Below are 25669 nucleotides of genomic sequence, written 5' to 3'. Positions count from 1 at the left end.
AAACATATATCTCGATTTCCAATATAATTTAATTCTAAAAATAATATTAACATAATAAAAATCAACAATTCTATTAAACGAATGAAATATGTAATTAAATAAGGGAAAACTCCCTGTCATGAAACAGAGACAAGCCATCAATGCACCCTTCTTGAAAGACGAAATTGATTCAGCGGAGCAATTAAAGGTAGTCCTAGAACATATTACCGGCGCACTCATCTATACGGACAGGCATATGAATATTGTATGCTGCAACAACAATTTAATAGAAATGTACGGCGCTCCCTTGGACTTGCTTCGACCAGGAGAACCCTATGCCGCCTTCCTGAATTGGCTGGCCGGCAGAGGATACTATGGCGAAGGCGACGTCGATGCGCTTATCGCGGATCGGCTGGACGGGCTGCGGAACCCCTCCAGCAAGAGTTTCGAAGACCATACCCCCGATGGCCGGATCTACAGGGTGTGGCGTCGCGACGCTGTAGATGGAGGCACGGTCACGGTGATGACCGACGTGACGGAGCAGAAGCAGGCGGAGCGCGCCGTTCTCGAAGGCAGGCGGCAAGCGGAACAGACCAACCGGAAGTTGGCAACATTGTCATCCAAACTGTCGAAATACCTGTCGCCACAGATCTATCAATCGGTTTTCGGGAGGGATCAGAATGTGGAAATACCCTCGAAGCGCAAGAAGCTTACTGTCTTCTTTTCGGACATAGCCGCCTTCACCGAAGCCACCGACGACATGGAACCCGAGGAACTGACGGACGTTCTGAATCACTATTTGTCCGAGATGTCGGGAATCGCTTTTCGGTACGGAGCAACCATCGACAAATACATCGGCGACGCGATGCTGCTGTTTTTCGGCGACCCGGAAACCAGGGGGGTCAAAGAGGATGCCGAAACGTGCGTCAAGATGGCGATATCGATGCAATGCCGGATGCGGGAACTCGAGCAGGAATGGCGCGACCGGGGCCTGCAGCGGCCATTTCATGTCCGAATGGGGATCTCCACCGGATTTTGCACTGTGGGGAATTTCGGCAGCCACGACCGCTTCGACTACACGATTATCGGCCGCGAGGTAAATCTTGCAGCTCGGCTTCAGTCCGCCGCGGAACCCGGGAGCATTCTCCTGTCCTACGAGACGAATGCGTTGGTAAAAGACGTGGTTCTCACCGAACCTCAGCCGCCGATCACGCTGAAAGGATTTGCGCGACTGATCAACAGCTACAGGATCGTCGACACCTATGATGAGCTTGCCAAGGACGACAGGGTCATCATTCGGGAACGCGACGGCCTGCGCGTGCTCGTTGATCTGACGAAGCGGGACCGGCGCGAAGCGATCTCGATCCTGGAAGAGGTGCTCTCACGATTGAAAGAGCGTTTGCACTAACCGGATTCGGAAAAGGCGGCTTGACGGAAGAGAATGCACCGAACCGAGCGCCCGCTTTCTGTGCGACTACAAGGACGACGCACGCGACTGAAACGGGGCGCGGTGGAAGGTATCTTCGCTCAAGCACCCATCGGACAGTGAATTCGCAGGCGGTGGGATACGTCGTGATGTCCGGACCGGAGAACAGTGCAAATTGAAAGGACACCGGCAAGATGGCGGTGGACAATCCAGATCTTCCGCATGAGTTGGCCGACCGGTTCACCGTACCCTTTGCGCGGTTCCTGAAGGTCGAAGCCGCGACCGGCCTTCTGCTGCTCCTTGCGGCAACCGCCGGAATGGCCCTGGCCAACTCGCCGTGGTCCGGTCCTTTCCTGGCCTTCTGGGAGACGCCGATCGGCCTCCATTTCGGCCCATGGGACTTCAGCCGATCGCTGCAGCACTGGATCAATGACGGGTTGATGACGTTCTTCTTCTTCGTCATTGCCCTGGAGCTCAAGCGAGAGCTGGTCCTCGGCGAGCTGCGGCACCCCCGCTTGGCGGCGTTGCCTTTGGCCGGTGCCGTCGGTGGTATGCTCGTTCCCGTATTTCTCTATCTCGCATTCATGACAGGCAAGCCCGGGGCGCACGGGTGGGGGACCGTGATGGCGACCGACACGGCCTTCGTCATCGGGTGCCTCGCACTCTTTGGCAATCGCATCCCGCCCAGTCTGCGACTGTTCTTGCTGTCCCTGGCAATCTTCGATGATGTCGGGGCCATCCTGGTCGTGGCGGTGGGTTACGGCGAGGCCTTGAATTGGGGTGCGCTCGGCCTCGGGATCGCCGGGCTTGCCGTAGTTGCTGCCTCGGCTCGCGTCGGGATCAGGAGCATCCCCCTCTATTTTCTTTTCGGAGGCATAATCTGGTTGTTCATCGATGCCTCGGGCATCCATGCGACGGTAGCTGGCGTCGTTCTCGGCCTGATGACACCGACACGAGCATGGGTGAGCGATGCGCGGTTGCGCGGCATTCTCGAACGCGTGCTCTCCTACCCGGTCGGCGAGCATTGGAGCGGAGATAACGCCGACCGTCGCGACTTGCGAAGGGCGGGCATAGCCGTCACCGAGTCGCTTTCGCCGGTGGAGCGTTTGGAGCTGATGCTTCATCCCTGGGCGGGATTTGTGATCATGCCGATCTTCGCGCTGGCCAATGCCGGCGTATCGATCTCCGCCGCCGACATGGGGCAGTCGGTTTCCGTGGCGATCTTTGTTGGCCTGGTTCTCGGCAAACCGATCGGCGTCTTGGCCTTCAGCTGGCTTGCCGCCCGCATCGGCTTGGCAACAAAGGTGCCGGACCTGAGTTGGCGTTTCATGACTGCCGGGGCATTCTTGACCGGGATCGGCTTTACGATGGCGGTGTTCATCGCTGGCCTGGCCTATTCCCCTGCGATGATCGATGCGGCGAAGATCGGGATTCTCTTCGGGTCGGTGATTTCGGCCGCCCTTGGCCTTTCGATGCTGGTCTGGCTGACGTCCCGCAGACCGGCAACTTGATTTCCCGTCCGGCTGATCGATCGCCCCCTTTGGGGACAGGAAACGGACTGAAGGCCTAGCTTAATTCCGATATCTCACTAATTTTTATCACAACCTCAAAAGTTTTTTAGATCTGACAATACTATTAATCGTCAATAGATTGAAAAAATTTCAGACTTCTCAATATATTCTAAAAATTGATAATTCGGATTGACTTTTATACCAAAGTGAAATATCTAATTATCGTTCGCTCTTGGCCTGACTTGCAGGCTGTCCCCAACGGGATTTCCCTCCAAGACATAGCTGAATTCGGATATCCGCCGCGCGGTTGTCGCGCGGCCGATGGCGCACGTTCGCGCTCCAAGTAAAGGAAGATCCCATGAAAACGGGTTCCGTGAAATTCTACAACTCGTCTCGCGGCTACGGCTTCATTCAGCCGGAAGATGGCTCGCCGGATGTCTTTATCCATGCGACCGCGCTTGAAGACGCAGGCCTTCGCGGCCTGGCTGAAGGTCAGAAGCTCAACTTCGATGTGAAGACTGATCCGCGCAGCGGAAAGACGGCGGCCAGCAACGTACAAATGGTTGCCTGAACGCAATCGCTTCAACGGCGTCCGGCAGAGCCGGCGTCCGAAGATCTGAAACCCGGCGGCATCGGTCCGCCGGGTTTTTTGTTAGGCGACACGGGAGCTGGTCCGGATGGCGCCGACACGTGAGCGGCCGCCGCGAATAGGAACTTAGTTTGCGGCGACCGGTAGGCCAATTGCGAAGCCGCCGCCACCCAAGCGCGAACCGAATAAGAACCGGATGAAGCCCCCCTCCGCCCCCACCCTTGGAGGGCGACAACATTCTCGAGGCCGAAATGCCGCTTTGGACCGCGTTCCAGTTATGGAACGAAGTGATGTCGAAACCAGGCGTGCCCCCACTCATTGGTGGGCCCTCAACGGTTCTTGGCGATTTCGCCAAGCGACTCCCTGATCCCCTCCATGGCCTCACGAATCTTGAATAGCTGAAAGGCAGCAAACTCCGCGGCATTGGCAACTCGCGCATCCGTATGGGGATAATCGGGGGCCGAATATCCGGGATTGAATTCGGCGTTCATCTTTTGGTCCCAGCGTTCTTGTGCGCCCATTTGATCTTCTCCAAGTGGTTGTGAGAGATGATGAAAATGCGAGTTCAGCTACTGTCCGCCGTCTACGGCTTTGGGTAGCGTGCAAGCGGATCAATTGGAGGCTCCGGCTCGTCGGGGTTGGCATTCTAGGCGGCCGCCTCGCGGCGCAGCAAGCACCGCGGGTTGTTGGTGTCTCGCTCGATCCTTTGTCGTTCCAACAGGATTGTTTGACCGCATCCGAAGTAGATGTCGGCCGGTGTGAGATTGCCGAGGCTCGGCGCTCACGCCGGACAATGTCGAGCGCGTCATTATATGACAGGGGGAAACCCTCGCGATGGCGCTCAATTGTCATTTTCGCCCTTCGCCGCAGCGCCGAAACAAAATCTGCAAACCGGCTAACAGTGGACCTTGCATCACGGCATTTGCGACTGTCGTTCAGCGCCATGAGTTGCCATGGCGCCAGAAAACGTCGGGATTGTCCCGGCGACCTTGGCCGGTTCAACAACTTGCAAAGGACGGAGGGACATTATCGATATCGTATGTCCACACGCGGAATGAATTCAGGACATGTGGGCCGAATGAATTTATCAGCGGAGTGTCCACGGCGTCGCGCCCCCGCGCGACGACGATACGTCCAATGCGCGGCACATTGTTGCGGGGATCAAACGTCATCCAACGGCCGCCGAGATACACTTCGATCCACGCGCTGAAATCCATCGGGTCAAGGACGGGGACGCCGATATCGCCGAGGTATCCGTTGACGTAGCGCGCCGGGATGTTCATGCAGCGGCAGAACGCGATGGCGAGATGCGCATAGTCGCGGCATACCCCGATGCCCTCCTGATAGGCGTCGAATGCTGTCCGGGTGGCGCGGGCGTTCATATAATTGAAGCTGATATGCTGGTTGACAAAGTCGCAGATTGCTTGCACGCGACCCCAGCCTGGACCGACATGCCCGAAGATGTCCCAGGCGATCTGGCTCAGCCTGTCCGTCTCGCAGTAACGGCTGCCCATCAGATAGACGAGGCAGTCGTCCGGCAAGTCGGCAACAGGAATTTCGGCCGCATCCCAATAGACCGGATCGGGTTCCCCGTGATCTTCGATCGTACCATCCCCCGAGAGGGAAAAATCGCCCGGCGGCGCCACGAGGCGGCGGCAGCAATTGCCGTATAAATCCCGGTATGTGGTGATCGCGACCTTCGGCCGCGTGACCATCTCCTCCGCCGATCGCACGTCAGCAGCCCTTTCGGGATGCACCCCTAGAAGACAGACTATCGGCGTTGGTTCCGCGCAGGTTATGGAGATTTCATAGCCGTATCGGATCAGCATTGCATGGCCGTTCGACATGAGACTCCTGCGACCTGGGATGTGGCTAGGTTTCAGCTTCTCATCTCGTGCGGCGTCGCTGCAAGGGATGCCCGCGCCTAAAGTTGGCCCAACTGCCACCGGCTGATGTGTGCTGCGACGGCGCGGACCCCAGCGTGAGACTCATCTAGCCAACCGATGTTAGTGACCGCTGCGAAACGGAACTTTCTTCGAGCCGGACAATGTAGTCCCGCGTCATCGGCAGGACATCGAGACGCTTGGTAAGCTGCATCTGGAAAACCACGTTCGTGCGTCGTCGGAAGCCGATCTCGCAGAGCACCAGATAGTATTCCCACATGCGCACGAAGCGCTCGTCATAGAGATCACTGACTTCCGCGGCTCGCGCCATGAAGCGCTCACGCCAGTGACGCAGCGTCTCGGCGTAGTGCAGCCGCAGGATCTCCACGTCGGCGACAAGGAGTCCGGTCGGTTCGACCGCCGAGACCATCTCCGACAGCGAGGGAAGATCGGCGCCGGAAAAAATGTACTTGCGGATGAACGGATTGATCGGCGCCGGCGCGTCGGAATAGCCGATCGTGTGGATCAAAGCGACACCGTCCTCATTTAGCAGCGCACGAATGCGGCCAAAGAATTCGGCATAATTTCTCTTGCCGACATGCTCGAACATCCCCACCGAGACGATCCGGTCGAACCGGCCTTCCACCTCACGGTAGTCGCGCAGATCGAAACGCACGCGCGAACCGGCCGGTGAAGCAGCCGCCCTCTGCATACTGTGCTCATGTTGTTCCGTGCTCAGGGTGACGCCGGTCACATCGGCCCCGAACGTTTCGGCAAGATACAAGCCGAGGCCGCCCCATCCCGATCCGATGTCCAGAACCCTCAGCCCGGGCCGATCAAGTTTCAGTTTCGCCGCGATATGCAGCTTCTTGCGTTCCTGTGCCGCTTCGAGCGAATCATCCGGATTCGCAAAGTAGGCGCAGGAATATTGGCGGTCGCGGTCGAGAAAGGTGTCATAGAGCTCCGATGAGAGATCGTAATGATGCGCCACGTTCTGCCGTGCCCGGCCGATCGGGTTCGCCTGTTTCAGCCGCCTGCCCAGCCGTTCAAGCAAATCAATCCAGGGGTTGCTTCCGGAAAGGCCATAATTGCGCGCCACCACGTCAAGAAAATCGTAGAGACTGCCATCCACAATCACCAGCCGTCCGTCCATGTAGGCTTCGCCGACCGACAGAGCCGGATTTAGGGCAAGGGTGTATTCACTCGCTTTCGAGGTCAGGCGCAATGTGGCTACCGGAGGGGAACCGTCGCCGATCGCATGTGACACGCCGGCGGAATCGATAACGCAGAGACTGCCGTCCCGGACGATGGATCTGAGAATTGCTGCAAACATCATTTCGATCGGCTCGAACTTTGGTAACTCGAGTATCTGGATCCAGCTAGTGGTCCAAGTGCGATGTTCGACGCCAGCCGCGTAATTGGCCCCGTGTCTTCAGCCAACGATGCATCTTAAGAATACTGATCCGTGCGGGCAATCCTGCGTCGAGTTCAAGCGCGATTGCAAAAGCGATGAAAGAGCTTGGATTCGGGATCTGTCGGCATTGGATGCGCAGCCCGCCGACGAAGGTCTGGTTCAGGTCGTTGACCCGATAGCCGAGTTCCGGCCGGGAGTGCGCACCAGTTTTTCCAGAATTGCCTTTAAAGATGAAGCCAGCGGATGCTGCCCCTTGCAATCGGCGGATCGAGCCCCATATTACACTCAATCCCGGACGAACAGGCTGGTTTGCGCGGACGTCACCGCCGCAACAGCCGGGACGCGGCCAGCACGGATGTACTGCGGCCACGTTTGTTCCACGGCCCTTGACGTTTGAGGCCGGGAGCGCCCGGGCGAAGTCGACAGTGTAGTACGCCGGATCCAATCGGCGAGACTACCTGTCGCGACTTCGGTCTCCCATCCCCATTCCAGACAATCCTTCACCGATCCGCGCATCCGCGCGGCGCTATGCGTCCGGTGTCACGGAGATCCGCCCGCACTACATCGCGTCGAGCTGAACGGCCCGATGGGTATAGGCGAGCGGATGGCCAAGGGTGGTGGCCGCGAGGACCTCGAAACGGACACCAGGCTGGCGCTCGACGGCAAGGGCGACACGGTTGACGAACAGGGCGCGGCCGATAAGGGGCTCGAAGAAATCCGTGAGGATATCTTCCGTGTCCGCCGCCCGGGCGGCATCCGTCCTGCCGGTCAGGGTGATATGGAAGCTCGCCTCGTCGAACACATAAGGATAGCCCCAGCGCTCGAGATTGGCCTGCTGGCGCGCGTTCAGGCCGGCGGCCTGACGACGCGCGATCTCGGCGCGTGTGGGCGCCTTCCGGAAATCGTCGAAGGCGCGCACCGCGCGCGCCGACAGGGCCTCGGCCTGCTCATCGCGGATCGCCGGCATCAGGGCGAAGAAACCTCGAAGGTGCTTCAGCGACAGGACGGGAATGCGTACCGGCGTGACCGTGCGGGCGAACCCGCGCAGCGCCTCGACCAGCTCGCCTTCGCTGCGCCCCTCGGCGAGCCGGAACGGCGGCTTCAGGGTCGCGTGCAGGCCGTAGCGGGCCGGCTCCGACACGAGGCCGCCCCAGCTCTCCGCCTCCAGCCCGCGGACGATCGGCGCGGCGAAGGTGGTTCCGGTCTCGACGTCATAGCCTAGCCAGCGGGCACCGAACTCGGCCAGGTCGGTATCGGGATCGGGAACGAAGTAGATCGCGTAGCGCACGCACAGTCTCCTCACGCGGGTCACGCGGTCCGCCGGGATGCGAACCGATCCTACTCGGTATCCACGGGGCATTACAGCGCGATGACGGCCATACGCGACCGGAGACGGGTCGCGGCAATCGGCGGTTTCCGGTAGAATCCGCCAAGGATTGATGGGGCTGCGATCGTGCCAGACCGAGCCGGTACCGACCAGTTGTTGCGTGACGCGGCGGCGGCGATTAGCGCCGGCGACTGGCGCGGCGCGGAGACGGTACTCCTCACCTGCTTGGAGCGCCGCGCGGACGACGTTTCCCTCGCCTACAATCTCGCCCTGGTGGAAAAGAGGCTCGGCAAGCCGGCGCTGGCCGAACAACGACTGGCGCGCCTGCTCGCGACAGCCCCCGATCACGCCAATGCACGGTTCGAGTACGCCGCGTCCCTGATGGACCGCGGCGCGGAGGCCGACGCGCTCGGCGCATTCGAGACCTATCTCGCCGCCGTGCCGGACGACCCGGACGCGCGCCTGAATGCGGCGCGCCTGTGCCTGCGTCTCGGCAGGGCGGAAGCGGCGGCGATCCATCTGGAGCTGGCCGAGTCCGTGCGGCCCGGCGATCCGTCGATCCGGCTGGGTCGTGCCGAAGCGGCGCGCGATCTCGGCGAGGTCGACGCAGCGCGGAAACTGTTCGGCGCGCTCTATCGGGAAGCGCCCGGCCTCCGGCCCGAAATCCTGAAGGCGATGAGCCAGGGGGCACGCGGCCGGCTTCCGCTCGACCGGCGGCGCCTTTTATAGCTGTATACTGCATACTGCGCTCATATTGACAATCATCAATCTCGATTATCCTATTTATCAATCTTTATAATAATATATGTTTTGAAATACTGCTTGGAAATCATTCCGCTCGTCTTGCCCGGCATACCCACGCCCAAAGTATTTAGCCATATCATTTTTTGCGGACTTTCCTCGCGCCCCGCCAGTCCTAGGCTTTCCCGAGCGATTCTCCGCTAATTGTTTCGACTATGAATACTTTTGGCATTAACTATTATTTCAATATACACCCCCAATAAATCGGCGAATAACTTTCAATCCGCGCTATGGCGTCACCGTTGACGGACAGCATTCGGGGGGACTTATGAAATCACTATCGCTCAGAAATATCCTGCTCGCGATCACCGGGCTTCTCGGGCTCGCCGTCATCGGCCTTGCCGGACAGATGACATTCGACATGGCCGGACAGCGCTCCAGCGCGATGCAGACCGAGGAAACCAATACGATCGGCGACCTGTTGCTCGGCAGCGCCGGTAACTGGGCGATCGAACGCGGTATCAGCATGACCGCGCTGAGCGCGAGCGAACCCGTCAGCAGCGACCGGCGCGCGGCGATCGACAAGCAGCGCCAGCTCGCCGACACGGACCTGAAAACGGCCCTGGAGCGTCTTGCCGGGACAGACACGAACCTGGCCACGACGGAAGAGGCCCTGGCCAGGGTGGCGGCGCTCCGGCCGGAGGTGGATCGCGCGCTGCAGATGCCGCTGTCCCAGCGCGATCCGCAACTGGCCGAAGAATGGCTGACGACCATCACCGGTGTGATCGAGGCGACGCAGACGCTGCGCCGCGCACTGGAATTGTCTCTCGACACCGCGGAGGCACGGATGGCGCAGTATCAGCGCATGAAGGACGCCATCTGGGTGATGAGCGAGTTCGCCGGCCGCGAACGCGCCGGCATCGGCGCGGCGATCGCCAGCGGCAAGCCGATGAGCAACGCGTTCCTGGAAACGGTGGCAAGCCGGCGCGGGCGCGTCGAGTACGCTTGGGAAACCGTCCAGGCGGTCGCCGACAACGTTCCGGTCTCGGCCGACGTCACCAGCGCGATCGAGACGGTTCGCCGCGATTTCTTCGGCGACCTCGGCAAGACCCGCCAGGCCATTCTGGCGGCCGGTGCCGCGGGCGATCCCTATCCGCTGACGGCTAGCGAATGGGTCGGTGCTGCCACGGCGGGCATCAACACCATCCTCACGCTCAGCAGGGCAACCGGCGCGCAGATCGAAACGCTCGCAGCCGAGACGGCCGGCAGCAGTTCGCGCGCCATGATCGTCAGTATGGTCATCCTCGGCATCGCCCTTGTCGTGGTCGCCGCGGCCTTCTGGCTGATCATCAGCCGCGTGACGCGGCCGCTGGAAGCGATGCGCAGCGCCATGGCGTCGCTCGCGGACGGCAACAAGGAGATCGCGGTTCCGGGCCTCGGACGCCAGGACGAGATCGGCGCCATGGCCGAGGCCGTCGACGTGTTCCGCCAGAACGCCGTCGAGATGGAACGGCTGCAGCTGGAACAGGCCGATCGCGACCGGCTTGCCCAGGAGGAGAAGCGCAAGGCCATGAACGAGCTGGCCGACTCCTTCCTGGCCAGCGTCGGCGGCGTCGTCGAGATCGTCTCCTCGGCGGCGAGCGAAATGGAATCCACCGCCCAGTCGATGACGTCCACGGCGGAGGAGACCAACAGCCGGGCAATGACCGTTTCGGCGGCGGCCGAGCAAGCCTCGACCAACGTCAACACCGTCGCCTCCTCGGCGGAAGAGCTGTCCAGCTCGATCTCCGAGATCAGCCGTCAGGTGCAGGAGGCTGCTCAGATCGCCCAGAACGCGGTGGCGAACGCCGAACAGACGAACGCCATGGTGGAAGGGCTGGCGGACACCGCGCAGAAGATCGGCGACGTGATCGAACTGATCAACACGATCGCCGAGCAGACCAACCTGCTTGCGCTCAACGCGACGATCGAGGCGGCCCGCGCCGGTGACGCCGGCAAGGGCTTCGCGGTCGTGGCGCAGGAAGTGAAGGCGCTCGCGGGCCAGACCGCCAAGGCGACCGAGGAGATCGGCCAGCAGATCTCCAGCATCCAGACGGCCACCGGCGATGCCGTGGAGGCGATCCGCCAGATCGGCCAGACGATCACGTCGATCAACGAGATCTCGTCTACGATCGCCTCGGCGGTGGAAGAGCAAGGCGCGGCGACGCAGGAAATCGCCCGCAGCGTTCAGCAGGCTTCGGCGGGCACCGGCGACGTCAGCGCCAACATCGCCGGCGTCAGTTCGGCGGCGAGCGAGACCGGCACCTCGGCCGAGCAGGTGCTGAGCGCGGCGCGCGAGCTGGCCCAGCAGTCCGAACAGCTGCGCACCGAGGTCAACGGCTTCGTCGAGCGCGTCCGCGCGGCCTAGGACCGATGGGCGGGGGGCGATCCGTCCCCCGCCCCCTCCACCTTGCGGATGGTGCCGAGTGCCGTTGCGCAGAGTTTCTCCGTTTCGCCATCGACGACGAACACGTCGCAACGGACGACCGCCTGGGTGCGGCCCGCATGAAGCGCCGAGGCGCGGGCGATCAGGGCCGAGCCGATCGCCGGGCGAATATAATTGATCTTGAGCTCGCCGGTGACGACGCCGGCTCCGAGCACCGCACCGCCGGCATAGGTCAGCGCGTTATCGGCGGCGTAGCAAATGACGCCGCCATGGGTCATGCCGAGATGCTGTTTGGTATCCTCGCTCAACGGCACGCGCAGTTCGGTAAGATCCTCGCTCCAGCTCACGAGTTCCGCCTTCAACAGGCGGCTGAACCCTTGCGCGGCGAGGATCTGGCGGCCGAACTCGAGCATGTTTTCCATGAGGAATTCCTGGTCCGAAATTTCGAATGGAGAAGGGAGGCCGGCTCAGGCCGGCCCGACACGGAAGGACTTGCGATAAAGACCGGGGTCTTCCGACAGACCGTCCTCAATGGTGCGATGGGCGTCAAGACGGGCGGCGTCCATCGTCTCGGTGACGATCTCGATTGCCTCGCGCCTAATGGGAATTGCCTGGGCGACGGGTGTGCCCTTCGGCAGCACGCCTTCGAAATCCGGGTCGGTCCAGATCGCGGGGAAATGCACGAAACCGTCCGAGAACCGGTCGCAATCGACAATCCCGGCGAGCGTGCGGTACGGCAGGTCCTCGCGGTTGAGCGGGTGGGTGAAGAGCACCGACCAGCCTTCCGGCACCTCCAGCGCCCAGAAGTTGGTGAACTTTACGACGAAGCGATTGTCGTCCGCCTGCAGCGGCGCGCCGGCCGCCTGCTCGGGCACGTGCAGGCCGACGGGCGAACGGGTGTGGCGCAGGCCGGGCACGCGCGGCGCCTCCCAGTTCCAGCCGAGTTCGCCGTCCTTCACTGTGAGGTCGGCGGCGAGCGGCAGCAGCACACCCGTCGAAAAGGCGTCGAGCAGCGGGGGACAGTGCTTGAGCGTGCGCACCTCGATGCCGCCGAGCGTTTCGCTGACGGCCGTCGACGGCATCGCTTTGAGCCAGTCCGGCAACCCGGTCCGGGCGGGCACCGGCCTGGGCAGGATGTCCTCGAAGCCCGGCAGGCAGCGGAACGTCAGGCGCATTCGCGTATCCCCTTCGTCATGACGAAGAGAAAAGCCGGGACGGCCGAAAAACGCAAACGGTGCTGCGGGGGGCTCCTGCCTTACCGCGCCATCCGCGCCTTGCGGTCGCGCTCCTTGAGCATGACGTAGATCGTCGCGGCGATGACGGTGAGGACGACGAAGATGACGCCAATGACATTGATGACCGGCGACAGGCCGAAGCGGAATCGCGAGCCGATCTCGGTAACCAGCGTCCAGTTGCCGCCGATCGCGAACACGGTGGTGTTGTAGTTCTCGATCGATTGCAGGAACGCGATCACGGCGGCGGTGAAGATGGTCGGCGCCAGGAACGGGATCGTGACGCGCCGGAACACCAGAAAGCTGGAGGCGCCCAGGTCGAGCGCCGCTTCCTCCAGGCTCCGGTCCTGGCGTTGCAGACGGGCCATGAACATCAGCATCGAATAGGAGGCGATGAAGGTAGCCTGGGCCATCATGGCGAGGAACAGACCTCCCGGCACCTCGAAGTTGCGCCAGAAGATCAGCGTCGAGATACCGAGGATGATGCCCGGGGTCAGGATCGGCGAAACGAGCACGCCGTAGAGTACGCCGTTCCAGCGCGACTGCAGCCGCGTCAGGATGAACGCGCCGGACAGCCCGATCGGGATGGACACGGCGATCACGCCGACGCCGACCAGGATCGAATTCCACAATCCCTGCAGGATGCGTTCGTCACCGGCGAGCTCGTCGAACCACTTCAGGGTCCAGCCGCGCCACTGCGTCACCGAGGGATAGTCGTAGGCGTTGAACGCTGCGAGCGTCATCACCAGGAGCGGCGCGAACAGGTAGATGAAGAAGACCACCATGTAGGCGGTGAGGACGATACTGGCCCAGCGGCCCTCGCGGGTTCGGCGGATCGGCGTGGGAGGGGCTGCGACGGTGGCGGTTGTCATCTTGCTGCCCCTTCGCTCACCGGGCGATGTCGCGCACGCCGACGCGGAAGACCAGCATCATCAGGAAGATGAAGACGATGCAGACGACCAGCAGCGTGAAGGCATAGGCCGCGCCGACGTTCCAGTTGTTGGATTCGAAGAACTGCCTGTAGATCGTCTGACTGAACCAGTCGCCGGACGTGCCGCGCGTCATGATCTGCGGCACCGAGTACGATCCCGCCGACAGCATGAACGTCATGATACAGCCGACCGCGATGCCCGGCTTGGCGTGGGGGATGGCGACGCGCCAGTGGATGCGCCAGCTCGGTGCGCCCAGATCGCGCGCGGCCTCGAGCTGGTTGCGGTCGAGCGTCTCGAGCGTGTTGTAGATCGGGAAGACCATGAACAGGATGTAGGTGTAGACCATCGCGACGAAGACGGCCGCGGGCGATTCCAGGAACGGAATCCATTGCTTGGCGGCGAGATTGGTGACGCCGATCCAGTCCAGGAAGGTGTTCAGCACGCCTTGGTAGTCGAGGATCATCAGCCAGGCGTAGACGCGCAGGAGCTCGTTGATCGCATAGGGGATGATCAGCCCGAGCATCAGGAAGGCGGCAGCCTGCGGGGTTGCGACCCGGGCGACGGCGAAGGCAATCGGATAGCAGACCACGAGCGCCAGCACCGTCACCATCGCCGCGTAGATGATGGTGCGCACGAAGATCCTGAAATGCAGCCCCGACATGCGCGAGTAGTTGGAAAGCGTATAGACCTTCTGCGGCTCCTTTTCCTGGGTTTCCAGCTCGGCGATCCGCTCCTCGATGCCGGAGATCTTGTCCTCGATGGCCGGCTTGTCGGCGCCGGCCGCGGATTGCGCGTCGAACCGCAATAGCGAGACCTCGTTGTAGAGCCGGTCGATCTCCAGCGACAACTGGGTCGATTCCTGCCGCACCCAGAGCGAGCGCTCGATCATGAAGAGCTGCGGGATGACGATCATGCCGAGCAACCACGCAGCCGTCAGGAAGACGAACGTCCCGGTCAGCGTGCGGCCGTAGGTGCGGACGAGCGCGCTCATGTTTTCAGTCCCTCGCCAGCTCGCCCGCGGGCAGCACCAGCGCGTCGGCGGAGGCGAAGCCGACACTCTGTTCGCCATCCAGATCGCGGCCCGCGGCGCCGGAATTGACGATATGGACCATGATCTCGTTGGCGTCGCGCTTCAGGAACAGGTTCACGAAGGGACCTTCCAGATCGCGGCGATCGACCCTGGCGGTGACGACGTTGTCGAGACCGGCCCCGTTCAGGAACTGCATCCGCTCTGGGCGAACGAAAACTATGGCGTCGTCGCCCTTCGACAGGCCCTCGCGGACGCGCCCACGCAGGCGGCCGTCGGGCCCTTCGACGACGGCGAAGCCTTCGGCAACTTCGGCGACCTTGCCGCGGAAAACGTTCTGTTCTCCGACGAAGGTCGCGACGAAGGGGGTAGCCGGGTTGTCGTACAGGACGTCCGTCGTATCGACCTGCTCGACGCTGCCCTGGTTCATGACGGCGATGCGGTCCGACATGGTCAGCGCCTCGCCCTGGTCGTGGGTGATGTAGATGAAGGTGACGCCGGTCTTGCGCTGGATGGCCTTGAGCTCGGCGCGCATGTGCTGGCGAAGCTTCAGGTCGAGCGCCGACAGCGGCTCGTCGAGCAGCAGCACCGCCGGCTCGACGGCAAGCGCTCGGGCAATCGCCACGCGCTGACGCTGGCCGCCGGACAGATCGCCCGGCAGCTTGTCTTCCTGGCCGCGCAGGGCGACGAGATCGATCAGCTCCATCGCGCGCTCGCGCCGCTGCTTCGTCGGCATGCCGCGCGCCTCGAGCCCGAAGGCGATATTCTCCCAGACGGGCATCAGGGGAAACAGCGCGAGGTTCTGGAAGATGAGCGCGGTCGGACGGCGGTTCGGCCCGATACCGGCCATGTCGTCTCCGCCGATCAGGACGCGGCCCGTCGTCGGCTCGAGGAAGCCGGAGATCATGCGCAGGAGGGTGGTCTTGCCGCAGCCCGACGGGCCGAGGATCGAGAAGAACTCCCCGGCGCCGATCTCCAGATCGGTTTCCCGGACGGCGGTGAACGTGCCGAAGACCATGGATACGCCGTCGAGGACGACGTTCTTGCCTTTACCGAGCATCGCAGCTCCCCCTCGAACCCACGATCGTTTCTTGCCCGGGCATGCGATGGTCAGACGTCGAATGTCCGGCGAGGGCTGCCCGCCGGATCGTCGGACCGGCAACCGGTGGGAAATCGGGGCCGCCCCTTTTCAAGACCGGCCCCGGTATCGCGTCAGGCGTTGGTGAACTTCTCGACATACTCGGTACGCAGCGCGCCGAAGAAGTCGGTCTGTGCCGGCCACCACCACAGATTGTCGATCGCGGCGGCGTCCGGATAGGCCATCGAGAAGGCGGTCTTCTGAGCATCGTCGAGATGCTGGTCGGCGTCGACGGCGGCCGAGTTGTACCCGGTGTTGTTGGCGAACATGCCGCCGGCTTCCGGCGTCAGCATGAAGTTGACGAACTCATACGCTTGGTCGACGTTCTCCGAGCCGGACGGGATCGCCATGGTGTCGATCCAGCCCAGTCCGCCTTCCTTCGGCATGGTGTAGCGCCACTTCGGGTTGGTTTCGCGGTTCAGCAGGATGCCCGTCGTGTCCCAGGTCTGGCCGATGGTGCAACCGGCGTCGGTGAAGGCGGCGGTCGCCTCTGTGGCGTTGTTCCAGAAGGCGCCGATGTTGCCGCGGCGCTCGATGGCATAGTTGGTAACGGCCTCGAACACGCGCCGGCAGTCGTCTTCCGACTTGTAGAGGTCCATGGCACGGTCGGATTTCACCTCGCCGATGTCGTCGAGGTAGATCGCCAGGCTGACCAGAACCGATTTCTGGCGAACGGCGACCTTGCCCGCCATGTCGGACTTCCACATGTCGCCGTAGGAGATGGTGCCGTACTTGAGGTCCGGACTGGTTTCCGAATCCCAGGTCATCGCCTCGGTGCCCCAGTCGCAGGGGATGAGGTAGCGCTTGCCGCGGTTGGTGGCGCCCAGGTTGATCGAGGCGCGGTAGATGGACGGGATCACCTTGTCGACGTTGAACTTCGACTCGTCGATCGCCCCCAGCAGATCGTCCTTGTAGTAGTTCGGGCCGGTGTCGACGGAGGGGAAGATCACGTCGAAGCCCTTGCCGCCGGCGGCGCGCAGCTTGTTCTCGGCCTCGTCGTTGGACCCGTAGGTCGACAGGTTGACCTTGATGCCGGTCGCCTTCTCGAAGGCGTCCTTGATGTTGTCCTGAACGTAGTCCCCCCAGGCGAACACGTTGACGGTGCCCGAAGACGCAAGCGCGTCACCGGCCTTCAGAATGGCCGGCATGGCGAGCGCCACGCCGGTCGCGGCGGTCCCTCTGAGAACTGTACGGCGATTTATGTTGGTCATCTTTATGCCTCCCGATGAAGCGGCTGGATACGGCTCTGAAGGCGCGGACACCGTCGCCGAAAGGGAGATGACCGCGCGTTCTTTGCCGCGTTAACAGCCAGCATCAACAACTGTATGACAGGTATCGCGTCGCTGTCATCTTTTGTGGACAACGCGATACAAAAGTCATCGGATCAGGGATGCACGTATTTCTGATTACTGCCGACCGTCAACGCGGCGGCACGCCGGGGGACGCAGGGCATATTCGCCCGCACGCCCCGCGTTAGCCGCCTTGTCGCGCTGACGGATCAGGCATTGGCCCCGCGTCAGGCCAGCGCAACGCCGTTCTTTTCGAGGGTCGCCTTCAGTATATCCAGCACCCGCGACCGCACGGAGGTGATCTCGGCATACTTGGAGCCGGTCCACCAGTTCGCCTGGAGCAGCACCTTGGTCGCCTGGAGATCGGTCGTAAGGACAGCCGGAGCGGGATCCTGGAGGACGCCGTCTATGTTCCCGAGGGTGGTCACGATCAGCTCGCGCGTCTTGGCGATGTCGGCACCGGCGGGAATGGCGAGATTGCACTGGCTCTGCCGCTTCTTGAAGGCCGTCGCGACGGTCACCGCGTTGGTGTAGGCGTCGGAATTGGGCACCAGCACCAGCCGCCCGTCATGGGTACGAATATTGGTGGAGCGCGTCTCGATACGTTCGACGGTCCCCTCATAACCCGAGATGACGATCTGGTCGCCGGCGAGGAAGGGCTGGCGGAACAGGATCAGGAGACCGGCGAGCCAGTTCTGCAGAATGTCCTTGAAGGCAAAGCCAATGGCGACCGAGCCGATACCCAGGCCAGCGAGCAGGTCGACCGGCTCGACCGAGGGCAGGATGATGGTGATGGCGATGAAGAAGCCGATGATCGTCACCGCCCAGCGCAGGAAGCCGCCGAGCACCTCGCCGAGATTCTTGCGCTTGCGCCGGGACGCCCATTTGACGAACGACGCCTCCACGGTCTTGGCCACGATCCAGAAGATCCCGAAGAAGATCAGCGCGACGATGATGTTCGGCAACAGCGTGTAGGAGCCGTTGATCCACTTCTCGATCTTCTCGATGATCAGCGTCGGATCGGAGTCCAGAGGCCCGAAATAGGTGACGATCACCTCCCGGGTCTTCTCCGCCACCACCGCCTGGCCTTCGGTCGGTACTGCAGCTTTGCCTGCCGCGTCCGTTGCTGCCTGAGCCACTGCCTGTGTCGTCATCGTTCGCCTGCCCTGTTGCATTCCAAACAAACGGGGCGGCGTTGCGCCATCCTGTAGACGCCACCGCCCCTGTCGGCGCAATGTCACCGGAATGAGCTAGCGATTTCGTTAAAGCGCGTCGCAAACGAAGGGTGAGCAGCCTTGACCAACGTACTCCTCATCACCGCCGACCAGTGGCGCGGCGACAGTCTCGGCGCCGTCGGCCATCCTGTCGTCCGGACGCCGAACATCGACCGACTGGCCGGCGAGGGAACCCTGTTCAAGAGGCATTACGCCCAGGCCGCGCCGTGCTCGCCGGCGCGCGCCTGCCTCTATACCGGCCTCTACCAGATGACCAACCGGGTCTGCCGCAACGGCACGCCGCTCGACCGGCGCCACGACACGCTGGCGCTGGCGGCACGGCGGGCCGGCTACGATCCGACCCAGTTCGGCTACACCGACGTCGCGCAGGATCCGCGTCGTCTCGATGGCCGCGACCCGTGGCGGACCACCTACGAAGGTGTTTTGCCGGGCATGAGCGTGCGCGTGCGCCTGCCCGAGGACGTCAAACCGTGGCTGTCCTGGCTCAGGGGCCGCGGCGTCGACGTGCCGCCGGGCATCGATATCTATCTGCCGAAGGACGGCCCGGCCGACCCGCCCGCGGGTCAAGACACGCGCTATTCGGCCGAGGAGACCGAGACCGCCTTCCTGACCGACGAATTCCTGCGCTGGCTCGGCGAACAGGACGGCGCATGGTTCGCGCATGTGAGCTTCATCCGCCCGCATCCGCCGTTCATCGTGCCGGAACCCTACGCCTCGATGTATTCACCCGATGATGGCGGCGACTTCGAGCGCGCCGCGACGCCCGAGGCGGAGGCGGCCCAGCACCCCTTCCTCGCCTATAGCCTGGACACCGTCCGCAAGACCAACTTTGTCCATGGTGCCTCCGGATCGATCGGCGACTGGGACGACGCCGCACGGCGGCAGATCCGGGCGACCTATTGGGGCATGATCTCGGAGGTCGACGCGCAGATCGGCCGGATGATGGCGGGGCTGGAAACAGCCGGCGCTGCCGAAGACACGCTCGTCATCCTGACGAGCGACCACGGCGAGATGATGGGCGACCACTGGCTCTACGGCAAGCTCGGCTGGTTCGACCAGAGCTATCACGTGCCGCTGATCATCCGCGACCCGATGGCGGGACGGCCGGGGCAGACTGTCGACCGCTTCACCGAGTCGATCGACATCGTGCCGACGATCCTGGACCGGATCGGCGCCGACGTACCGATCCATCTCGACGGCCGCTCGCTGGTGCCATTCCTTACAGGCGGCGCGCCGGCGAACTGGCGCGAAGAAGCGCATTGGGAATTCGATTTCCGCGAGGTGGCAACGGCCGAGACCGAACAACACTTCGGCCTGCCGCTCGACGCGCTGAACCTCGCCGTCGTGCGCGGCGATCGGTTCAAGTACGTCCATTTCGGCGGCCTGCCCCCGCTCCTGTTCGACATGCAGGCGGACCCCGGCGAACTCACCAATCTGGCCGGGGATCCCGCCTACAGGGACGCGCGACTGGACATGGCCGAGAAACTGCTCGCCTGGCGCGCCCGCCATCTCGACCGCAGCCTGTCAGGCATCGAGCTGACCGAGGCGGGACCCGTCTCGGCGACGCTGGACCGTCGCGCGGGGTGAGCGGCTACGGCCGCTCGCCGCGCAAGAGCCTGCCCTCGATTTCGTCGACCACATCCATCAGCTCGGCGACCGAGCCGATGACGAAATGCGCGCCGGCGCGGGCGAGACGGCGCTCGGCGGCCACGTAACGGTCGAAGTGAGTGTCGTCGTAGGCTTCGTATTCCTCCAGCGACAGCCCCATGGCATTGCCGGACGCGGCGACGCCGACGGTCCAGGTGCCGGCGGCAAGGCCCTCGGCGATGCCGGGCTCGGTGTCGTCGACCTTGACGACGGACCAGGCCGGCCAGACCTGGAGGTCCAGGAATGTGCGGTACATCATCAGCGCGCCGGGGCGGCCTTCCGGCAGATCGCCGGCACACACGAGGTTGTCGGGGGCGAAGCCCTGTGCGGCGGCAATCGGCACGAGCCGTTCCATGATCTCGCGCGTGTAGCCGGTGGTGGAGCCGATCTTGATGCCACGGGCACGCAGCTCGGCGACGGTCTCGACGGCACCGGGGATCAGGTCGGCATAGTCCGTCACCACCTCGGCGTTGAGCGGCACAAACACCTCGTAGATGGCGTCGACGTCGGCATCGCCGAGATCCCTGCCCTTCGCCTCCCGCCACGCCTGGGCAATGCGCGGGATACGGCCGAGCGCCTGGATGTGCCGCCATTTCGGCAGGCCCATCGGCACCCGGGCCTCGTCGATCGAGATATCGACGCCGAAACGCCTGAACACCTCGACGAAGGCGCCCATCGGCGCGCGCGAGCCGAAATCAACGATGGTTCCCGCCCAATCGAAAACCACCGCATTCACCGAATTCCCGGTCATCCCGTTTCCTTTCGTGTTCACGCGCCGAACATGCCTTCGATCACCTCTTCGGCGATGCCGAAGGCGGTCGATGCGCCGGTGCCGGACGTGACGATTACTATGCGTACCTTGTCCTCCGGCGCGTCGACCAGCATCAGACGCTCGGAGGCGGATGCGTAGAGGCCCGTCCAGCGTTCCGTAATCTCGCAGGCGCCCATATCGAGGACGTTGTCGAATTCGTCGAGGATCAGCCGGTCGACCGCTTCGGACGCGAAGGGCTCGGGCGTCCAGCCATAGTGATGGCTGTCGCCGACCACGAGGCTGCCATCCGACGACTGCACCACGATCAGGTGCACGCCGGCCTTGAGCGCGTCGGCCCGCTCGCGCTCCAGCCGCGCCTTCAGGGCGGCGGCTTCCGGCAATTCGGCGTAGCCGAGATAGCGGACCAGGCCGAGATCGGACATGACCGCGGCACCGAGGGCCGCGCCCGCCGGCGGCTTGAGCCGCATCATGTGCAGCTTGCAGCGGGTGAGGCCATAGGCGGCAATGCGCTCGGGGTAGAGCGAGAGGAAGTCTTCGCCGGGGCAGACCACGGCCGCCTGCGCCCGCACCGTCCCCGCGGACGTGTCGATTGCCGGCAAGGCGATGCCGTGCACCTGGGTTTGGCGCAGGAAAGCAACGCCGAGATCGCGTTCGAGATAGGCGGCGAGTTGCGGGATCGCGGCGCGGGATTCGACGCGCAGTTCGTGCGGGCTCCACAGGACCGCGCGGACATCGTCACGCAGGCCCGGCACCGTCTTGCGGGCCTCGTCCAGGGTCTGCAGCGCACAGCCCTCGCCCATCGCCGTTTCCAGAAACGCCTCCAGGACGGGTAGCGATTCCCCGTATCGGGCGGCAACGGCGAGACCGCGATGGGTGACCTCGATGCCGGCGGGGCCCGCGATCTCCGCCCAGACGTCGCGCGAGCGCACGGCCCGGCGCCAGCAATCGCCGGCTTGCTGACCGGTGACCGTGACGAAGCCGAAATTGCGCACGGACGCACCGTTCGCGCCGGCGTCCCGGTCGATAACCACCGCTTTCATGCCCCGCCGGGCCGCCATCAGCGCGTGGGCAAGCCCGACGATCCCGGCACCGACGACGGCGAGGTCGTATCGTTCGTCGTTCATTGTTTCGCCTACCCCCTGGAATAACGGAGGCGCATACAATGCTGCACCTATGACAGCCATGCGACGGTCCGACCAATTGCCGCAGCAAAGTCAGTTGCGAATTGGAATAAATACTGGTTCAAAGGGTTGTCCGGCTCGGGTCGACATCGCGTCCGCGCGGCGATGACTCGGGTCCGGCTTGCACCGACCGTTACGGCCGCAAGAAAAGGTACGAATCCGTCATGGCTTTCGACTACGCCAGCGTATTTCGCTCCGCCATCGAGGAGATCACCGCGGAGAAGCGCTATCGCGTCTTCGCCGAACTCGAGCGCGTCGCCGGCCGCTTTCCCGAAGCGATCTACCACGGTGCGGAAGGCAAGCGCGAGATCACCATCTGGTGCTCGAACGACTATCTGGGCATGGGCCAGCATCCCGACGTGATCGCGGCGGCCACGGATGCGATCGATCGAATGGGCGTCGGTGCGGGCGGCACGCGCAACATTTCCGGCACCAACCACCCGCTTGTCACTCTGGAAGCGGAGCTGGCCGATCTGCACGGCAAGGAGGCGGCGCTCGTCTTCACATCCGGATTCATCTCCAACGAGGCCTCGATCTCGACGATCGCCCGGCTTATCCCGGAATGCCTGATCCTATCGGACGAACTGAATCACGCATCGATGATCGAGGGCGTGCGGCGCTCGGGCTGCGACAAGAAGATCTTCCGGCACAACGATGTCGAACACCTGGAAGACCTGCTTCGGGCCGCCGGCAAGGAACGGCCGAAGCTGATCGTGTTCGAATCCGTCTATTCGATGGATGGTGATATCGGACCGGTCGGCAAGATCTGCGACCTCGCCGAGCGCTACGGCGCCATGACCTATATCGACGAGGTGCACGCGGTCGGCATGTACGGCCCGCGTGGCGGCGGCATCGCCGAACGCGAGGGCGAAATGGGTCGCATCGACGTGGTCGAGGGCACGCTGGCCAAGGCGTTCGGATGCCTCGGCGGGTACATCGCCGCGACATCGGACATCGTCGACTCGGTGCGCTCCTTCGCGCCCGGCTTCATCTTCACCACCGCCCTGCCGCCCACGATCGCCGCAGCCGCGACGGCCTCGATCCGCCTCCTCAAGGCATCGTCGGCGGAGCGCGAGGCGCAGCAGCGCCAGGCGACCCGGACCAAGGACGTGCTGCTCGCGCGCGGCCTGCCCGTGATGCCGTCGGTCACGCATATCGTGCCGATTCTTGTTGGCGACCCGGAGCTGTGCAAAGCGGCAAGCGACCGGCTGATGGACAAGCACGACATCTACATCCAGCCGATCAACTACCCGACCGTTCCGCGCGGCACCGAGCGCCTGCGGATCACGCCGACGCCGTTCCACGACGATCGGTTGATCGAAGGCCTTTCCGAGGCGCTCGCCGAGGTCTGGGACACGCTCGGCATCCCCTACGCCGATTCCGACCGCGCTGCGGCGGCGGAGTAGCTTACGGACGATTTCCGAGACCTGATGCCTCGCCCTTCGGGCGGCGCGACGGTGTGCAATCCCGACAACACCGCCACTGGACGCCTGGTTTCGCGAGGCCGAGACGGCGCTCCGGATCTGCCCGCGATCAGGTGGATCGACTGTCGCGCTCGTCTTCGGGCGGCAGGTCGTCGTCCATGATCGCGCGCCAGGCGGCGCCATCCAGATCCTCGAACTGATTGGACTTCATCGCCCATAGGAACGCGGCAAGGCCCAGCAGGCCAAGCCCCAGCGCTACGGGGATGAGGACGAAGAGGACGTCCATCAGGACGCCCCCTCGAGCCTGCGCGCGATCAGGCGGACCCGGAGCGCGTTGAGCGTCACGACCACCGAGGACGACGACATGGCGAGCGCCGCCACCAGCGGCGTGACGAAGCCAAGCACCGCGATCGGCACCGCGCAGACGTTGTAGAACGCGGCGAACCACAGATTCTGATCCATGGCGCGGCGCGCGCGGCGCGAAATATCGATCGCCGTGACGACCGGACCGAGCTTGTCGCCGAGGAACACGGCATCGGCGGCGGCTTGCGACAGATGGACGGCGGTGACCGGCGAAATCGACACATGGGCGGCGGCAAGCGCCGGCGCGTCGTTGAGGCCATCACCGACCATGAGCACCTTATGGCCTTGATTCTTAAGCTCTTCCAGGATCGCGATCTTGTCGGCGGGCTTCAGGCCGGCGTGGCGATCGGCGACGCCGAGGGCGTCGGCTGCGGCGTCGACTGCGGCGGCCCGGTCGCCGGACAGAATCATCACCGCGAGGCCGCGGTCCTTGAGCTTGCCAATCACGTCGCCGGCGTCCGGGCGCAGGCCCTGGGCAACGGCGATCGGAATCGCATCCGCCTCGCCCTCGCGGTACCAGACCAGCGAATGCGCGCCGCTTTCGGCCGTTTCGGCGGCCTTTTCGGCGGAAACACCGCAGAACGCGGCGCTGCCGAGCCGGCATGCGACGCCATCGATCTCGGCACGGACGCCCTGACCGGGCGCCTCGGACGCGCCCGGAACGGGGCCCGTCGCGTAGGTCTTCAGCGCCGCGGAGAGCGGATGGCGGCTCGACAGGGCGAGCCGACCGGCCCGACCCAAAAGTGCGTGCGGAGTCGCCGCGGGGTCGACAAGGGTCGGCTCCGGGCTGGTCAGCGTGCCGGTCTTGTCGAAGACGACGGTATCGGCCTCGGCGAAGCGCTCGACGGCGTCGCCGGCGTTGAGCAGGACGCCGGAGCGGAACAAGAGGCCGCTGGCGACGACCTGGACCGCCGGCACGGCGAGGCCGAGCGCGCACGGGCAGGTGATGATCAGGACGGCGATCGCCGTCATCAGCGCCTCCTGCCAGCTGCTGCCCGCGATCATCCAGCCGACGAAGGTCAGCGCGGCGGCGGAATGGACGAGCGGGGCGTAGTAGCCGGCCGCCTTGTCGGCGAGCGCGAGGCGCGTCGAGCGCGCCGTCTGGGCGGCCTCGAGCAGCGTGTTGACCTCGTCCAGCAGGGTGCCCTTGGCGGCGGCGGTGACCTGCACGGTCAGGGCGCCGGTCATGTTGAGGGTGCCGGCATAGACGCGGTCGCCGGGACCGGCGGCGGCGTAGGCGGTCTCGCCGGTGACGAGGCTGTTGTCGATCTCGGTGGCGCCGGTCTCGATGACGCCGTCGACGGACAGCCGCTCGCCGGCGGCCACCAGCACGCGGTCGCCCGGATCGATGGCGGAGACCGGAACGACGCGGGTGGAACCGTCGGGCAGGACCTTGGTCGCGGTCTCGCCCTTCAGCGCGGCCAGGTTCTCGGCCTGGGCGCGGGTGCGGCGGCGCATGTTCATGTCGAGGAAACGGCCGACCAGCAGGAAGAACAGCAGCATGACGGCGGCGTCGAAATAGGCGTGACGGCCGCTGTTGAACGTCTCCACCACCGACATGCCGACCGCGAGCAGCACACCCAGCGTGATCGGCACGTCCATGTTGACGCTGCGCTTCATCAGCGCGCGGATGGCGGATTCGAAGAACGGCCGACCGGCATAGGCGACGGCGGGAATGGCGATCATCGCGGAGAGCCAGTGGAACAGGTCCCGGGTCTCCGGCGTGATGTCGGTGACGTTGCCCGACCACACCGATACCGACAGCAGCATGACGTTCATCGCCGCGAACCCGGCGACGGCCATGCATTTCATCAGACGCCGGGATTCGGCGGCCTCGGCGCCGGCGGCCGCGGCGGGATCGAACGGATGGGCGCGGTAGCCGAGTTCGGCCAGTTTCTCGACCACGTCGGCAGGGGCGAGCGCGCCGGCGCGCCACTCGACGGCGAGGCGGCGGTTGGTGAAGTTGAGGCGCGCCCGGGTTATGCCGGGCACGGTGCCGAGCCCCTTCTCGATCTTGGCCATGCAGCCGGCACAGCGCACGCCCTCGACGGCAAGGTCCATGTGCTCGATGCCGTCGCCGACTGCGGTTACGAAGCTCTTCAGGTCGCGATCGTGGTAGCCCATGGCCTGTCCC

The 25669-nt window shown here is 63.8% G+C and carries 22 protein-coding genes; 7 read left to right on the top strand and 15 right to left on the bottom strand.

The features are described 5' to 3' along the window. Positions 1-118: 118 nt before the first annotated feature. From ACSF9G_RS13965 to ACSF9G_RS13955, 3 genes are all read left to right on the top strand, one after another. On the top strand, positions 119-1387 hold the full coding sequence (locus tag ACSF9G_RS13965) for a PAS-domain containing protein (RefSeq protein WP_436642625.1): 1269 nt from the start codon (positions 119-121) through the stop codon (positions 1385-1387). Positions 1388-1599: 212 nt separating this feature from the next. Then, a complete protein-coding gene (gene nhaA / locus ACSF9G_RS13960) occupies positions 1600-2916 on the top strand; it encodes a Na+/H+ antiporter NhaA (protein ID WP_436642623.1) in 1317 nt (438 codons plus the stop codon). Positions 2917-3274: 358 nt separating this feature from the next. Beyond that, positions 3275-3487 (top strand): cold-shock protein, encoded by a 213-nt coding sequence (locus ACSF9G_RS13955; protein ID WP_436642621.1) that lies wholly within the window; start codon positions 3275-3277, stop codon positions 3485-3487. 347 nt (positions 3488-3834) lie between these two features. On the opposite strand, the gene ACSF9G_RS13950 is transcribed toward ACSF9G_RS13955, so the two are convergent. The 4 genes from ACSF9G_RS13950 to ACSF9G_RS13935 form a co-directional block, all read right to left on the bottom strand. Continuing rightward, positions 3835-4026 carry a hypothetical protein gene (locus ACSF9G_RS13950; RefSeq protein ID WP_436642619.1) on the bottom strand — a complete coding sequence of 64 codons (192 nt, stop codon included), beginning with the start codon at positions 4024-4026 and terminating at the stop codon, positions 3835-3837. A gap of 477 nt (positions 4027-4503) precedes the next feature. After that, a complete protein-coding gene (locus ACSF9G_RS13945) occupies positions 4504-5334 on the bottom strand; it encodes a transglutaminase-like domain-containing protein (protein ID WP_436643257.1) in 831 nt (276 codons plus the stop codon). Between the two features lie 163 nt (positions 5335-5497). After that, positions 5498-6724, bottom strand: coding sequence for a class I SAM-dependent methyltransferase (locus ACSF9G_RS13940; protein WP_436642617.1), 1227 nt, complete (start codon positions 6722-6724; stop codon positions 5498-5500). 637 nt (positions 6725-7361) lie between these two features. Beyond that, positions 7362-8090 carry a DUF1045 domain-containing protein gene (locus ACSF9G_RS13935; protein ID WP_436642615.1) on the bottom strand — a complete coding sequence of 243 codons (729 nt, stop codon included), beginning with the start codon at positions 8088-8090 and terminating at the stop codon, positions 7362-7364. A 165-nt stretch (positions 8091-8255) separates the two neighbouring features. Between ACSF9G_RS13935 and ACSF9G_RS13930 the strand changes: the two genes are divergently transcribed. Together ACSF9G_RS13930 and ACSF9G_RS13925 are read left to right on the top strand one after the other, a co-directional pair. Beyond that, the gene (locus ACSF9G_RS13930) at positions 8256-8858 is read left to right on the top strand and encodes a tetratricopeptide repeat protein (protein ID WP_436642613.1); all 603 of its coding nucleotides are present in this window, start codon (positions 8256-8258) and stop codon (positions 8856-8858) included. A gap of 340 nt (positions 8859-9198) precedes the next feature. Continuing rightward, positions 9199-11277, top strand: a complete 2079-nt coding sequence (locus ACSF9G_RS13925; protein WP_436642611.1) for a methyl-accepting chemotaxis protein — start codon at positions 9199-9201, stop codon at positions 11275-11277. Here the strand turns inward: ACSF9G_RS13925 and ACSF9G_RS13920 are convergent. The 7 genes from ACSF9G_RS13920 to ACSF9G_RS13890 all read right to left on the bottom strand — a co-directional run bounded on the left by ACSF9G_RS13920 (position 11274) and on the right by ACSF9G_RS13890 (position 18067). Further along, positions 11274-11717 (bottom strand): PaaI family thioesterase, encoded by a 444-nt coding sequence (locus ACSF9G_RS13920; RefSeq protein ID WP_436642609.1) that lies wholly within the window; start codon positions 11715-11717, stop codon positions 11274-11276. The two genes, ACSF9G_RS13925 and ACSF9G_RS13920, sit on opposite strands and share 4 nt — an antisense overlap. A gap of 45 nt (positions 11718-11762) precedes the next feature. Next, positions 11763-12470: a hypothetical protein gene (locus ACSF9G_RS13915; protein ID WP_436642607.1), complete on the bottom strand. Its 708-nt coding sequence runs from the start codon at positions 12468-12470 to the stop codon at positions 11763-11765. Between the two features lie 80 nt (positions 12471-12550). Then, positions 12551-13399, bottom strand: coding sequence for an ABC transporter permease (locus tag ACSF9G_RS13910; protein ID WP_436642605.1), 849 nt, complete (start codon positions 13397-13399; stop codon positions 12551-12553). A 16-nt stretch (positions 13400-13415) separates the two neighbouring features. Continuing rightward, positions 13416-14450, bottom strand: a complete 1035-nt coding sequence (locus ACSF9G_RS13905; RefSeq protein ID WP_436642603.1) for an ABC transporter permease — start codon at positions 14448-14450, stop codon at positions 13416-13418. Positions 14451-14454: 4 nt separating this feature from the next. Next, on the bottom strand, positions 14455-15546 hold the full coding sequence (locus ACSF9G_RS13900) for an ABC transporter ATP-binding protein (RefSeq protein WP_436642601.1): 1092 nt from the start codon (positions 15544-15546) through the stop codon (positions 14455-14457). Positions 15547-15698: 152 nt separating this feature from the next. Further along, positions 15699-16835 carry an extracellular solute-binding protein gene (locus ACSF9G_RS13895; RefSeq protein ID WP_436642599.1) on the bottom strand — a complete coding sequence of 379 codons (1137 nt, stop codon included), beginning with the start codon at positions 16833-16835 and terminating at the stop codon, positions 15699-15701. A 305-nt stretch (positions 16836-17140) separates the two neighbouring features. After that, positions 17141-18067: a mechanosensitive ion channel family protein gene (locus ACSF9G_RS13890; protein ID WP_436642597.1), complete on the bottom strand. Its 927-nt coding sequence runs from the start codon at positions 18065-18067 to the stop codon at positions 17141-17143. Between the two features lie 141 nt (positions 18068-18208). Between ACSF9G_RS13890 and ACSF9G_RS13885 the strand changes: the two genes are divergently transcribed. Then, the gene (locus tag ACSF9G_RS13885) at positions 18209-19735 is read left to right on the top strand and encodes an alkaline phosphatase family protein (RefSeq protein WP_436642595.1); all 1527 of its coding nucleotides are present in this window, start codon (positions 18209-18211) and stop codon (positions 19733-19735) included. 4 nt (positions 19736-19739) lie between these two features. Here ACSF9G_RS13885 and phnX read toward each other — a convergent pair whose 3' ends face one another. Then, entirely contained in the window at positions 19740-20546 is an 807-nt protein-coding gene (gene phnX, locus ACSF9G_RS13880; RefSeq protein ID WP_436642593.1) for a phosphonoacetaldehyde hydrolase, read from the bottom strand. A gap of 17 nt (positions 20547-20563) precedes the next feature. Then, a complete protein-coding gene (locus tag ACSF9G_RS13875; RefSeq protein ID WP_436642591.1) occupies positions 20564-21691 on the bottom strand; it encodes a TIGR03364 family FAD-dependent oxidoreductase in 1128 nt (375 codons plus the stop codon). Between the two features lie 221 nt (positions 21692-21912). On the opposite strand from ACSF9G_RS13875, the gene hemA reads away from it, so the two are divergent. After that, complete coding sequence (hemA, locus tag ACSF9G_RS13870; protein WP_436642589.1) at positions 21913-23154, top strand: 5-aminolevulinate synthase; 1242 nt, start codon at positions 21913-21915, stop codon at positions 23152-23154. Positions 23155-23281: 127 nt separating this feature from the next. Here the strand turns inward: hemA and ccoS are convergent, their stop codons facing one another. Next, a complete protein-coding gene (gene ccoS, locus ACSF9G_RS13865) occupies positions 23282-23458 on the bottom strand; it encodes a cbb3-type cytochrome oxidase assembly protein CcoS (protein WP_436642587.1) in 177 nt (58 codons plus the stop codon). Beyond that, on the bottom strand, positions 23458-25659 hold the full coding sequence (locus ACSF9G_RS13860; RefSeq protein WP_436642585.1) for a heavy metal translocating P-type ATPase: 2202 nt from the start codon (positions 25657-25659) through the stop codon (positions 23458-23460). Before ACSF9G_RS13860 ends, ccoS begins: the two co-directional genes overlap by 1 nt. Positions 25660-25669 lie beyond the last annotated feature (10 nt).

It is taken from the genome of Microbaculum mangrovi, assembly GCF_051390635.1.
GTDB lineage: Bacteria > Pseudomonadota > Alphaproteobacteria > Rhizobiales > Tepidamorphaceae > Microbaculum.
This window is presented reverse-complemented; position numbering and strand designations above follow the sequence as displayed.